This window comes from Paraglaciecola sp. (genome assembly GCF_039964565.1).
GTDB lineage: Bacteria > Pseudomonadota > Gammaproteobacteria > Enterobacterales > Alteromonadaceae > Paraglaciecola.
This window is the reverse complement of record NZ_JBDVXF010000004.1, coordinates 1-13,659: the sequence shown is the minus strand read 5'-3', so window position 1 is coordinate 13,659 and position 13,659 is coordinate 1. Positions and strand designations below refer to the sequence as shown.

Sequence of the window (13,659 nt, the reverse complement as noted above, 5' to 3'; positions counted from 1 at the left end):
TATTTATAACAGGTATTTTTCTGTTATTCGACTAAGCATTGAGCATAAATGACTAAAATCAAATTGTTATCAACTAAACACCCGCTCCCTAAATATCAGGACATTGGTGAAACGCTGATTACCCAGATACTATCTGGTGATTTTGCAGTCAATACGTTGTTGCCGACCGAAAAACAGTTATGTGAACAATTTTCAATTAGTCGCCATACCGCCCGTGAAGCGCTGCGTTATGTGGATAAAACAGGCTTAGTAGAACGTAAACAAGGGTCTGGCACCTTGGTTAAACGCAACACTATGCCAGAACAAATTAATCAGTTTATTAACTCAGTTAAAGATCTATTGGCCTTTGGACAAAATACTCGTTTTGAAGTGCAAGTCAGCGATATGATCATCCCTGATGAATCAATCGCTGCATTACTCAATGCCACTAAAGGCCAAGAGTGCATTCACGTAGGCGGAGTAAGATTTGAACCCCATGATAAAAAAACGATTTGTTACTCCAATATTTACCGTCGGCCCCACCAAGATGAGGTAGACGAAAAACTTAAAGATACCAAAACTGCGATTTACGCTGTTATCGAAGCCCTTGACGATAGAAAAATAGGCAAGATTGAACAACAGATATCAGCCTGCTTACTCACAGAAGCCTTGGCAGCTCAGTTAGACGCACCGGTTAATTCAGCGGCAATGAAGATTACACGTCGTTATTTTGGACTCAAGGATGACGACTTGATCCTAGCTGCAGAAAGCACTTATCCAGCCAAACGTTTTAGTTTTAGCTCTGTTTTGTATCCCAGTAAATAGTCAGGAATGTCATGTTAGTGCAATTTAACTGCCTTGATAAACACCCCAGTATGCAAGATGTACGAATGCAACATTTGGCTGCGCACCTAGCGTGGGTGGAAGAACATATGACACATATTTGTGTGGCAGGGCCTCTTAAAGATAACGCCAAAATCATTGGCTCTCTTTACATTATTGAGGCCGAAGATGTGAAACAGGCAGAGAGCTTATTGCACAGTGACCCTTATTACACAGCAAATATTTGGGCGTCAATAGACATATTTGAATTTAACGCTTACGCAGGAAGTTGGGTCGGTGGTAAAAATTGGCCTACCCAAGCTTCTAATTAGTTTTCCTAAAACAACAATAAAACCAGGAGTACCCCATGCAATCAGTATCAGCAACAAGTGAAAGCCCAGCATCCAAAGCGGGCAAAAATATGGGGCATCCTATGCACTGGATAACGGTGTTTATCGCCATGATGTGTTTGTTAGTTTCAAACGGCATGGTGATTACCGGGATCACCGCATTTGACAGCGCAATACTTGCAGAATTTAGTGATTGGTCTCGGGGAGACTTAAAACTGCGGGGATTAATTACGCTTGCACTTACGGGATTAATGGCGCCCCTATTTGGCATATTAATTGACAAAATTGGGGTGAAATTTTTAGTGGTGGTTGGCTCAGTGGTACTTGGCGTAAGTTTTTATGCTTATGGCAATATCAATGATCTTTCTGACCTGTATATGATCCATGCAGCATTCGCAATTGTGCTACTCGCTTGTGGTCTTAATGTGGCGGTAATTTTAGTTTCTAATTGGTTTGTAAAGTTACGAGGTACAGCTATAGGTATTGCTGTGGTAGGTACCTCACTAGGTGGCGCTGTGTTAGCCCCTTTGTTTGCCTCTTGGTTAGCAGACGGCATGGATTGGCGCGATGCCATGCAATTAGGGGCAGTGATCCCCTCGGTATTGTTTTTACTCGCCTTGTTTTTACTGCGCAATCGCCCTACCGATATGAAACTTAAACCCTATGGATTTGACGATAACGCCGAAGAATCGAGTGCTGATTTATCACAACATGGATTAACCTATAAACAAGCAATAAAAACCCGCTCATTTTGGTCAATTGCCTTTATCGCCATGTTTACGTTTTATACCATCATGGGTTTTCAAGCCAATTTAGTATTACACCTAATGGATCTAGGATTTGACTTACAATCTGCCGCAGCCGGCTTGAGCGTGTTGTTTATTCCTGCACTAATTGGCAAATTTTTGTTTGGTTTAATCGCCGATAAAATTTCAGGCAAACGTGTGTTGTACAGCAACCTAATCCTGATGTTAATAGGCTTAGCTGGCATGTTAGTCGCCGACAAAGACAACGTGCTCATTCCCATTGGATTAGTTGGATTTATGTGGGGCGGCTTTTACACCCTATTGCAAATCAATGCAGTCAATAACTTTGGTTTAAAAGCCTCAGGCAAATTACTGGGTACGATTACGGTATTAGATGCCTTTGGTGGTGGGTTAGGTATTTGGGCGACTAGTGCCATTTATGATGCCTACGGTAGTTACAACAATGCCTTTTTAATATTCTGCGTGTTGGTTACCTTATCTGTGGTTCTAATAACTCAAGTGAAAAAACACGTTTAATACCCATTAACACGCAGCCTTGGGTTATTAAGGCTGCGTGCAGTATCTCCTTGCTTTTATCAAGGCGGTTATAGCCAGTCACCTATATCAACCCGTCTATTCCATCTATAGCAAATCTTAAGCAAATGACTTAAATAAGCTCACAGTTGATATTCATTGGTTATCTCCCAAACACTTAAATTAACCCACACCTAAAACACGAAACGAGCCCTAAAGACTCGTTTTGTATTTTTTAGACCCCAGATTCTTTGGCGGTTAGCCAAAGAATGAAAGCTTTAGAACCACCAAGGTGACGGCACGCCAGTGTTACGGATATAAGCTTTTTTACGAATAAAGCGTCGAATTGACTCTGCGCCCATACGCGAACCGCCTAATCCAGAATATTTAAAGGATTGTTTCTCAGCTTCGTGAATGAGCGCAGTTAACGACGAATCATTAATGCTAATGGCCCCCGCTTCCAATCGGCTAGCAACCTTTTGAGCGTGTTCAATATTTTGACTGAATACTGCTGCCGATAAACCAAATTCTGAATCGTTAGCCAGCGCAATAGCTTGCTCATCGCTGTCGACTACAGTCACAGGCAAAATTGCGGCAAAGGTTTCTTGGCTAATAATCTTCATGTCAGCGGTAACATCGGTCAACACTGTAGGCATACAATAGCGGCCACCACCTAAATTGAGTACTTCACCACCACATAAAATTTTTGCTCCTTTGTCTTTAGCATCTTGTAGCTGTGTCTCTACAATAGTCACTTGTTTGGCAGAAATAATCGGACCTATTTGGCCCTGTTGAATATCCGGATAGTTATGTTCAAGTTCCTTGACGTTTTCCACCAACTTGGTTAAAAACGCAGCGGCAATATCACTATGCACGTATACCCGTTCTATTGACATACAGGACTGCCCAGCGTTGACCATACTGCCCCAACACAGGGATTTCGCGGCAAGTTGTGGATCTGCGTCTTGGCAAACCAGGGCTGCATCCTTACCACCCAACTCTAAGAATGCAGGAATAAATCGTTGTGCACATAGTTGTCCTACTTGGCGCCCTGTTGCCACGCTGCCAGTAAAACATAATGAATCAACCGCATTAATAACCCCTTGGCCGGTTTCACCCGCCCCACTGACTAATGCCAACACCTTGTCTAATTGCGGTACGGTTTTAAGTATCTGATTAAAAGGCACAACAAAACGAGACGTGACTTCACTGGGTTTAATCAATACTGCGCTACCAGCCAAAAGAGCGGGTATTGCGTCAACTAAGGATAACAATAACGGAAAATTCCATGGACTAATCACGCCCACGAGCGGGTAAGGCAAGTAATCCTGCTGCAACTCGATGAAAGGAATTTCTGCTTTCCACGCCTCCTTATTGGTCAGTAAATCTGGTGCTTGCTTGCACCAACGATGAATACTGTTAATAGTGACATCAATTTCTAATTCAGACTCATTGTAGCGCCCCGTATCATTTACCAAAGCATCAAGTAATTGGGGTTTATGTTGTGCGATACTGTTTGCCAGTTCTTGCAAAGTCGCGATTCGGCTTTGTAAACCTATGTCCCACCAGTGAGCTTGCTGTTGTTTCAAACTTGACGCTAAGTCTGTCACTTGTGAAGCACTAGAAAGTGTTAATTCGAAATCTTCGATTCCGTTGCGGGGATTAACTATTGCCATAGTTTGCTGAGAATTATTCATCGCTTTGCTCCGCTGCAATCACCCCAGTTGTTTGTAGGTTCTTGATGGTTTGCATTTGCGTGGCAATAAAGTGACTACGATCTGGCAAATTGACCTCTTTGTTTTCGTTGAGCATAGTATTGGCGGGATACACAGTTTGATTGTAATGAGCACTGAATAACTCATTACGTTGCCGCGATAATATATTGCCCATACCAGGTTTATTGCGATAGCGGCGCAGTGCGGTAATGTCTAGTTCGGCATTAGCCACCATGGTTTCTCCCATGCCAGCTTCAGCCATCACGCGGCCCTTAAAATCTACTAGCTTAGACATGCCATCGGTCGACTCGGCGGGGAAATCGATATCGGCTATTCCAGCCGAGTTGGCCGAAACTACATACGCTAAATTTTCAATAGCGCGAGCGCGTTTAGCTATGTCCTTAGGGGTTAATTCAACTGAACCCACTTCAGAACTACTGTGTAACAACACTTCTGCTCCATTCATCACCAAACAGCGACTAATTTCTGGGTAAAGTATTTCTTCTGATGCCACACAGGCTAAATTACCTAACTCAGTTTTAACCACAGGAAATAAAGAATCCGCTCCATATACATCTAAATATTTATCCAATACATCATGGGGCGTAGGTGCAAACATCGATACCAAACGTCGGTAACGTAAAATGCAGTCACCACTTGGACCTAATATAAAAGACGTTTGAAAATACAGATCACTGAAATGCGGATCTAGTTCGTAGACATTGCCAGACAGATAAATTTGATTTTTCTGGGCAATTTCACCGAGCATTTCATATTCTTTACCGTCTTGGGCTATCGCGGCTTTTTCTTTCCATTGAGCAAACGATTCTCCCATAGGAAAACTCGTTAAAAAATATTCTGGCAATACCACCATTTTTACACTGGGTCCTACAAACCCCTTAGTGCCTTGTACTTGGCCACCGATGCGGAGAATATTGTCATAAATTTTTTGCCGAGCATCGGCTACATTTAATTTATTAACGGCAAAACAACGAGTTTGCAGTGCAACTGCGGTATAGGCTATTGACATAATTTACTCCAAAGGGGTCTGTGTCATGCCGTCAATAAGCATGATATTAAATTGGCCTGTGCCTTCGCGATGTTTTTTGGCGGCGGCGTATTCAGCTGAATCCCAAAACGCATGGGCTGCTTGTGTATTTGGCCATTGTGAAATGACTAGGCTCTTAGGCGCGCTCTCCCCTTCAATTAACTCTGGCGCACCCATAGCGATATATTCCCCACCAAATTTTTTAATTAAAGGTGGAACGACTTGGGTGTACACAGTGAACTTTTCCCAATCGTGAACCGTCGCTTGGATTATCAAATAGGCACTCATGATGACGACTCAGTTATTAAATTTTGATTACTTTAGCAAATGACACAACATATTGAAGTGAAACAAATTTGTGTTAGTGGTTTGTTTGATATTTGGCAATGTCAAAGGCGCAACTCAGAACCAGTTTTGTAGTTTACTATGTTGCTAGATCTCTAACGGTGAATCATAGTGCCTAATAAACAGCATTTTGAGATCCCTGAATCTACAGCATCAACCACTAGCCGGTGTATTTTGGGATTACACCGATTTTTAAAAATATGTTTAAATGAGACTCTTTCCTGAATTCGTTGTAAAACAATCCCAAAGTTTTGCATAACCTATAGCAATCATAGTTAACTGCTATAAACCAAGGAACTGTCCATGAGTGGGTTACTAAAAATTGTGGTGTTTTGTTTAACCTTTGCCGTGCTTGCCAGTGCTCAAGGGGCAGACAGTGTTAATCTGTTGATAATGATAGAAGACGCTGATAAAAATTCGATCCCCAGAAATAGTCAAATTAATAAGCGAGTCCATGCAAGCATTAGCCAGCAACTCAATCAAGTTGCTGATGTTTATGACGAAACGAGCCTTACCCTAGGCAACCTTAAGCAGAGTCGCAAGTATCGAACTGATGCTGAACTTATCGATATTGCTCGCTCAATTACTCGCCCTCCCATAGACTTAGTCGTGGTGTTGAATACTTATGCATCGGTCACAACAAACCAGTATGCTAAGAATGCTCGGGCTCGGGTCGCGGCTAAAATATTAAACCCCAAGTCTGGACAGCTTTTAGATAATTTTGAAGTGCAAAGCCCTCGCACTTGGTCCATTCCTTACGCATGTAATAAACAAAGTTGTATCCTTGAAGAAATAGGTGATGAAGCAAAAGTGTTAGGAGACGAACTAGGGTTAGTTTTAGCTGAAAAATTAAACTGGTTAATTAATGGTGATACGCCCGTTCAAAAAACAACGGATGACACCCTAATAGTGAATGACTACTATTTAGAATTTGACGGTTTTAGCCCTCAAGACATGGCAAATATTGAAGAGTACTTATTACTCTTTTCAGGTTACATATCGCATCGCCCCACGCAACAGCGCCATACCCGCACAACCTTGTTGTATCGATCTACTTCTGGCACGGCAAAACTGAGTAGAAATATTCTAAAATTGCTTGAAGAATTAACAATGCGCGCCACCATTAATTTTTATGATAATAACTTTAACGTAAAACGTATTACTTTTAGAGGTGAGAACCCTAATCGAGATATTGCTGAAGGTTGGTAAGATATTTGCTTTATTTTTACTTTAATTATGCCTGACAAAAATAAAGCAATTTGAAACAACTTAGCTTACATAAGTAATAAAAAACACCTATGCCCAACTTCTTTAAAAAAAGCACAATACAATCACTGATAGGTTACGTTTTTGGCCTTATGTACTTGTGTGGGCAGACAAGTTTTGCCGCTGAACGTTGGAAAATTGTGGTGTTACCCGACAAAACCTACCATACGCCGACCGAATTACCTAGAACGGCTAATATTCACAGTACAATTTCCCAGGCACTGACTACCGCCCTTGGAAATGCTGACTTTGATGTGCTTAATTTACATTATTTAGACTTACCTAATTGTATGTTAGAAGACTGCTCCACCTTAACCGATCGTGCCATCAGACAAGGTGCAAAACGTTCAGGTAAAGAAGTCAATCTCGCTTTGTTATATCAACTCAATGCATTTAAACAACGTCAGGCAATAACACAAAAATGGTACTTTAGTTTGTCTGGACGTTTATTAGACTTACAAAGTGGCGCACAACAGGATGCGTTTGCGGTGGATATTTGGGTAATGACTCCTGCTAAAAACTGTATTGCGGATTGTCTAAGCAGTTGGTTGCAGCAAAACTTAGGATTATTAGCGCAGGATCTTGGCGCGGTACTCAGTGAAAAACTAGCGGCTTTGCCAAGACGATTTGACTATCAGCTAAATCTAAACCACTTCACTAGTGCGCAGTTGCAACAAATCGATGATTATTTAAAAAATCTTCAGGGTTACGTGGCTGACGTTTTATTAGGAGATATACCCAGTGAAAACCAAGACCTCAATCAAGAAGTCGCTCTAAATATTAATCGCTCCTACCAATATACCTCTGAATTGAGCGCATCGGAACTTGGAACGCAACTGGCTAACTTAGATAACCACGCTACCCTCGCACTTCAGTTTGAATACAATAATCTGCAGCGCCAGTTTACTATCTCGCCTAAAGAGCACTCTGACTCATGGGATACACTCAATGAGTTTTTCAGTGGGCTGTTTAATCAGCCACCACAGCAAGAGCCGCAACTACCTGAGTCTGACTCAGCTAAAGCAGAGCCCGATGCTCTAGAGGAACCTCAGCTCGAAACTGATGAGGAAAAACAGGCGAGACTAGACCAACAAACGTGGGTCCAAGCCAAAGGAGTCAACACCCTCGAAAGTTACCAACAATACCTGAATCTATGGCCTCAAGGACAACACTTTATGGAAGCGCAGGCAGCCATTAAAGGCTTTCAAGATGATGAAAATAGTTGGCAACAAACATTAACTCTTAACACTATTCAAGGTTTTCAGCAGTACCTAGGGGGCAAACCCAACGGCAAATATAGAAACCAAGCGAAACAGCAATTAACGCGGCTAAGGCAACGGCAACAATTACTCCTTAAACAGCAAGAAAACAAAGCCTTAGCAGATGATTATTATCATCAACATCAAAATTATCCTGAGGCGCTATATTACTACGAACAAGGGGCGAACTTAGGTGACGCTAGTTCACAATACTTATTAGGAAAAATGTATGAAAATGCCAAAGGTACACAAAAAAACCTGCGCCAAGCAGCCAATTGGTATGCTTTGGCGGGCGAGCAAGGCCACATAAAAGCGCAAGCGACTCTTGGGTTGATGTACTCAACAGGTAAGGGTATCAATCAGAATTATGCACAGGCAGCCTTTTGGTACAAAAAAGCTGCAGAACAAGGACATAAGGAAGCACAACGCAATTTGGCTTATCAATATACATACGGCCAGGGCATAGTAAAAAACTATCAACAAGCCGCGTACTGGTATGACAAAGCCGCTATCCAGGGTGACGCGGATGCGCAGAATAGTTTAGGTAAACTCTATGAAAGAGGCTTAGGCGTAAATAAAAACTTAACTAAAGCTAAAAGCCTATACCAACAAGCTGCAGACCAAGGCAATCAAATCGCTCGTATTAATTTGCAAATGTTAAAGCACTAAACATTTAATCTCTCTAAGTGTTGCATAACCTCTAGTGGAGGTATTTATGCATCAACATAACAATCACGACACTAGCACCCAAGCCATGACAGAAGTTGCCTTAGGGCTCTCAATGGCGTTTTTTTCTTTGTTAATTTTGGCTTTATTTTCTATTGGTCTGCCCGAACAACAAAAGGTCGAAGCGGTGAAACCAACCCCACTATCGTTAGACATCGAGCAACAACTGAAACTGGCGAATAGTAGCGGTAAAGCACCATCCAATAAAACAGCTGCCAATCAACACCAGCAATATGCTTTTTATTTCAATGGAAAATTTTACGACCAGCAACTCAATCCGTTAGCTAACCGTCAACTTCTTGGATTTGAAGCTACGCAACCATTGATACTTGCCGTGCAAGATACCTTACCCTTAATGCAAGTTATGGCGTTGCGCCAACAAATCGATCACCCTGACCTTTCCATCACTATGCTCAATCAAAGCTGGCAAAATCAGTTGGAGAAAATGCAATGAAATCCTATGTAATTTTTAAGTTGTTAAGCTTTTTAGTGATATTTTTATCGCCACAGGCTTTTGCGAGCTATGACTACCACGTCGAAGATATTCAGCAACGGATCATTGCAGAAGCGAAACACCAAAACATTGCGCCGTCATTGGTTTTAGCCATTGCTAAGGTCGAGTCGAACTTTAACCCTGAAGCACTAAGTCTCTCTGGAGCCAAAGGTGTCATGCAAATTATGCCACGTACCGCGGAACAAACATTCGGAGTATCCAGAGAGCGATTATTTGAACCTGATATTAATATAAAGCTAGGGATTAAATTTATTAAAAAATTACTGGATCGCTATGAAAATCGAGTCGACATTGCGCTATCGCACTACAATGGTGGCTCTGGTGTAAAAAGCCGAGATGGCAAACTAAGGGTGATGCCCTCCACAAAAAATTATGTGGAAAAAGTATTAAGTACCCAACAATCATTTTTAAATTATGACAAGTCACAGTTGTTTTTAGAAGCGAGTTATATAGATGATGAACGCTCTCGTTATGTAAAATCTGAATTATTCGATACTAATGTAGCAATGGACCTGTCTATGGCTGATACGCCTACCGAAAATCCACAAATTGAAACCTTACGGGCATTACGATTGCACAACATAACCCGCAACTACCAAAGTAAAACAAACACTCCGAGATACAAAAAAAACACTGGGTCAGTCAATTCTCAGCGTAATGATGTTTCTCGCGATGCAAAAATAGCCAAGGTCAGACAGTGGGAATCTATTTATCTAGATTAGAGTCTGCTAATCCGTTAAATTAGCCTCATAACTATATCAGTAGCAACCTTAGTCAGGCCGAATGACCAGTATTATTAACTATGGAATTAGTGAAACCTTAAAGGCGCTATTTGCACAACTAAAAGAAACCCCGGGCCTTAACGGCTACAAATATCATCATAAAGATGTTGAGCTACTTTCCAGACATATTATTTGTCGCAACTATGGCTCAGTGTGTTACGAACTGAGCTTTCTTTGTTGGGCAGTTGTCAACCATCCACAATATTCTTCTTCTCCCCTACTGAGCTTTTTTTGGTTACAAGAAAACATCCAACCTAAACGTTTCCGGCAAGCATTTGCAGAGCCGTTGCAAACAACTTCAGGTAAAGCCTCTATGGGTAAGGAGTATTTAACGCTGCAACTAGGCGACATAGAATTTAGCATTTCCCCTACCCGAGTAGGTGTATTAGCGGTGATGTTAGAATTGATCGCCAGCATTGATCCGGCCCAGTTGGATAATATTGAAAAAAACTTGTTGAATGCCAACGCACAAACCGTAAAAAAGATATCGTCTAAGTTACAAAGACTCATATACGCCTACTTAAAACAGCATCTACCTGAAGCCAGTACCCAAGAACGTTTTCGGGCAATAAGCAGTTGGTTAAAACAGCATGGTTTAAGCACCAAAAATATATCCGATCAAGACGTACTCAATTTTTGGCTACATCCTCCAGAACAGCCTAGCTATATCAAGTTTTCCACAGTATTAGATGACTTACTCGATGCTATCAGCGCCATGGAAGTGGTAGAAAACGCCTTTAATGCAGAGCATGGGTTGAGCTTAGTTAATGATTCTAATGGTGAGTCTGGAGAAATTCCCGCAGATTGGGTGCAAAACACTGTGTTTGAACAGACTCAAAGTGACACAGATTTAAGTTGGTTGTGCCAATCCCCCAAATTTTTATCATTGGCACAATATCACGCTATGAGTGCAATTTTGAGTCATAGTAAGTTAGCAAGGCAGTTACCTTTATCATTTTTACGGTTAAAGGTATTTTCTGGATGGCAGTCGGTGCTAGTGCAAGCCAAACGAAAATCCCCTCAGGTGTTGGCAGACAAATTAGAGCAACGCCCCGAGCATGATTATCAAACTTTTGTCGAACAATTAAATGATTCTGAAACCCAATGTAAACAAGTACAAAAAGCCATAGGCCATATATTTTACGCGCTAAAAAGCCCGTTGTTTGTTGGTATCATGTTGAAACAAATACCGGTAGAACTGCAACAAATACTCAAAATTTGGATGCGAGAAAAAATCCAAGAATCAGATAACTTCAAGGGCAATATGTTTACTGAGATCCAACATTGGTTATCTCAATACGGAAGTACTCAGACATGGTTAGCTGAGGCAAACAGAGCATTTACCCTTAATAACAAGGACGGATTTAAAACACTGCCCTCTAAAACTGAATTAGAAACCTACCAAGACGGCAGCGACGCGCTACAACAGTGCCAACAGATAGTGGCTGGTTATTTATTGAGATTAGAAAAATTAAATCACAAAAATACTGAACTCGAGGCGATTTTTCGCTCTGACCTATGCATATTCAGTAATAGATTTAAGCAAATTTATGGAGCGTCTAATGCCTGAACATCTCGATCACCTAAAGGAGCAAATATTTACTGCCAAAAACTTGTATCGTGAGTTACATCAGCCTTTATCAGAAGTTAATCAAGAAACTAACTCATTGGTATTTAACGATCTTGTGCAGCTCGCCCAAGGCAATCCTAAGATTGATGAAAAATCGATAATGCGTCAAGTTAATCAGTCTCTGACTTTGCGACGTCAATATATGCTATTACTGCAAAGCATTGCGTTTGCCATCAGCCCAGTGCAAGCAGCTGCCAGTTCCGATACCCAAATCAGTAGCCGTAAAACGCCACAATTTGAGCTGCTTTTTAAACGCGACAAACAATTTTCTGGGCAAGTATATGTGATTCTTAAAATTCCTCATTCAGCCCAAAATCACCACAATAAGGGAGTACGCGTCAATTGTTGCTCTGAAAAATTAATCTCGTCGTTACACTTCCCTCCTATTGTGGATGGTAAAACGCAGCTATTAATGGAAGAATCAGACCAGAAATTTATAAACATGTTTGATACTGAGTTTGCGATATACCTTTCATAACCCCAATTTTAGCGTTGCAACATCTTTACGCTTTGTTTCTATAGTGATGACATGGGCGCGCCTTAGATGAAAACTCACGTTTTTATTGCAACTACCCAAGGCTTAGTGGCCATACAAAATATCGCCGCCATTGATGATGAAGATATCAGTTCAGTGGTATCGATTAATGGCACCTCTACCACAGCCAATATCAGCAGCAGTTATCACAACTTTGTGAAAAAAGGAGTGGGGATAATTCAACAAACGTTCGGTGCATGTAGTTACCGTGTTGATATCAGTGCCCGTATCGACCAAGGAAATAGTTGGCAATTGGCCATGTATTTAGGTCATTTAGCGCAGTCAAAAGGTATGCTTGGCAATGGCGAAGTGGCATCTGGCGACAACGTCATTTGTGCAACGGGTGAAGTGAATACAACTAACCATCAAGTATTAGCCGTTAACAAAGTCGCACTTAAATTTAAGCTAGCATTACCCGAGTTACAACAATGGAAGGCATTAGGAGCCAAAGTACAATTTTTAGTGCCCCAAGGGAATCAAGAGCAACTGGGTAAAAATGACTATACAATGGTTGTAAACAATCTCGAAGATGCAGCCTTAGCTCTGCCTAGTACCGCAACACCACAATCGAAACCCACTACAAGCACAAAAAAATTAGTAAGTACCTACTATCGACATACTATTATAATTTTAAGCATAATTTTATTTTGTGTTTTGTTATACGGATTCAAAGCAGTCATATTGCCTGAAGATACCCAACATCAAGATACCATTAACCTCGCACAGACATCCCGAGGAACAAACTCTCTCCAAATACAATTGCAAGCCTTGCTCAGACAGAATAAAAGCTGTGAAACAACCACCAGCAAAACACTGCCTTCCTCTAATAAAAGCTTTGCTAATTTAGAATTAAAACAGCTCTGTGAATTGTACCTAGTTGCACCACCATCTCAGGTTCAGGTGCTGCTTATAGCGCAAGATGCCTACACTGTATTACCACTTTTTCAAACAACTAAAGGTTGGCGAATCCCTCTACCCAAACACCGCTTATCTAACCGCAATTATTTTTTGGTGACACTTGCTGATGCCCTTAGTGAAGAAAAAATCGAATCGTTAAGGCTTTACCGCGAAACCATGCCCAAACCACAACAACTCACCCAAACCAAGCTTACTAATTGGTTGCAAACACAGCATATAGAAAGCTCAATTTACACTCATAGGTTACTGGTAGATTAACGAGCTATAGCTCAAATAGTTTTGATTTAAAGTCACAACCTAAGCCAACATCTTATGGAAAACGCCCAAATTTATTGGGCGTTATAGGTTGTGTGGTGTTTATTTTACTTTAATACCAATTCATCTTATCAATTAGTCACTCAGAGAACACCAGCGACTTTCAATCGAGGCGTAGTCCTGCAGGAATGGCTACCCCCTTTCAAAGCACTAGAACGAAGAGTGAAAGTCGCTG

13 protein-coding genes are annotated in these 13,659 nt (G+C 41.3%); 10 read left to right on the top strand and 3 right to left on the bottom strand.

Going from position 1 to position 13,659, the window contains the following annotated elements; genetic code table 11:
• The first annotated feature begins 48 nt into the window (after positions 1–48).
• Genes ABJK37_RS00790 through ABJK37_RS00780 form a run of 3 tightly spaced genes read left to right on the top strand, consistent with a single transcriptional unit; the run spans position 49 to position 2,434 of the window.
• Positions 49–804: a GntR family transcriptional regulator gene (locus ABJK37_RS00790; RefSeq protein WP_348349101.1), complete on the top strand. Its 756-nt coding sequence runs from the start codon at positions 49–51 to the stop codon at positions 802–804.
• 11 nt (positions 805–815) lie between these two features.
• The gene (locus ABJK37_RS00785) at positions 816–1,133 is read left to right on the top strand and encodes a YciI family protein (RefSeq protein WP_348349099.1); all 318 of its coding nucleotides are present in this window, start codon (positions 816–818) and stop codon (positions 1,131–1,133) included.
• A gap of 35 nt (positions 1,134–1,168) precedes the next feature.
• Positions 1,169–2,434 (top strand): MFS transporter, encoded by a 1,266-nt coding sequence (locus tag ABJK37_RS00780; protein ID WP_348349097.1) that lies wholly within the window; start codon positions 1,169–1,171, stop codon positions 2,432–2,434.
• A gap of 275 nt (positions 2,435–2,709) precedes the next feature.
• Here ABJK37_RS00780 and ABJK37_RS00775 read toward each other — a convergent pair whose 3' ends face one another.
• Genes ABJK37_RS00775 through ABJK37_RS00765 form a run of 3 tightly spaced genes read right to left on the bottom strand, consistent with a single transcriptional unit; the run spans position 2,710 to position 5,482 of the window.
• A complete protein-coding gene (locus ABJK37_RS00775; RefSeq protein WP_348349095.1) occupies positions 2,710–4,128 on the bottom strand; it encodes an aldehyde dehydrogenase family protein in 1,419 nt (472 codons plus the stop codon).
• Entirely contained in the window at positions 4,121–5,176 is a 1,056-nt protein-coding gene (locus ABJK37_RS00770) for a nitrilase-related carbon-nitrogen hydrolase (protein ID WP_348349093.1), read from the bottom strand. Before ABJK37_RS00770 ends, ABJK37_RS00775 begins: the two co-directional genes overlap by 8 nt.
• A gap of 3 nt (positions 5,177–5,179) precedes the next feature.
• Positions 5,180–5,482, bottom strand: coding sequence for a DUF1330 domain-containing protein (locus ABJK37_RS00765; protein ID WP_348349091.1), 303 nt, complete (start codon positions 5,480–5,482; stop codon positions 5,180–5,182).
• A gap of 360 nt (positions 5,483–5,842) precedes the next feature.
• On the opposite strand from ABJK37_RS00765, the gene ABJK37_RS00760 reads away from it, so the two are divergent.
• The 7 genes from ABJK37_RS00760 to ABJK37_RS00730 all read left to right on the top strand — a co-directional run bounded on the left by ABJK37_RS00760 (position 5,843) and on the right by ABJK37_RS00730 (position 13,427).
• Positions 5,843–6,748, top strand: coding sequence for a hypothetical protein (locus tag ABJK37_RS00760; protein WP_348349089.1), 906 nt, complete (start codon positions 5,843–5,845; stop codon positions 6,746–6,748).
• Between the two features lie 149 nt (positions 6,749–6,897).
• Positions 6,898–8,733 carry a tetratricopeptide repeat protein gene (locus ABJK37_RS00755; protein ID WP_348349087.1) on the top strand — a complete coding sequence of 612 codons (1,836 nt, stop codon included), beginning with the start codon at positions 6,898–6,900 and terminating at the stop codon, positions 8,731–8,733.
• A gap of 46 nt (positions 8,734–8,779) precedes the next feature.
• The gene (locus tag ABJK37_RS00750; RefSeq protein WP_348349084.1) at positions 8,780–9,244 is read left to right on the top strand and encodes a hypothetical protein; all 465 of its coding nucleotides are present in this window, start codon (positions 8,780–8,782) and stop codon (positions 9,242–9,244) included.
• The gene (locus tag ABJK37_RS00745; RefSeq protein ID WP_348349082.1) at positions 9,241–10,026 is read left to right on the top strand and encodes a lytic transglycosylase domain-containing protein; all 786 of its coding nucleotides are present in this window, start codon (positions 9,241–9,243) and stop codon (positions 10,024–10,026) included. Before ABJK37_RS00750 ends, ABJK37_RS00745 begins: the two co-directional genes overlap by 4 nt.
• A gap of 61 nt (positions 10,027–10,087) precedes the next feature.
• Positions 10,088–11,656, top strand: coding sequence for a hypothetical protein (locus ABJK37_RS00740; RefSeq protein WP_348349080.1), 1,569 nt, complete (start codon positions 10,088–10,090; stop codon positions 11,654–11,656).
• Positions 11,649–12,194, top strand: coding sequence for a hypothetical protein (locus ABJK37_RS00735; RefSeq protein WP_348349078.1), 546 nt, complete (start codon positions 11,649–11,651; stop codon positions 12,192–12,194). Before ABJK37_RS00740 ends, ABJK37_RS00735 begins: the two co-directional genes overlap by 8 nt.
• A gap of 66 nt (positions 12,195–12,260) precedes the next feature.
• The gene (locus ABJK37_RS00730; RefSeq protein ID WP_348349076.1) at positions 12,261–13,427 is read left to right on the top strand and encodes a hypothetical protein; all 1,167 of its coding nucleotides are present in this window, start codon (positions 12,261–12,263) and stop codon (positions 13,425–13,427) included.
• Positions 13,428–13,659 lie beyond the last annotated feature (232 nt).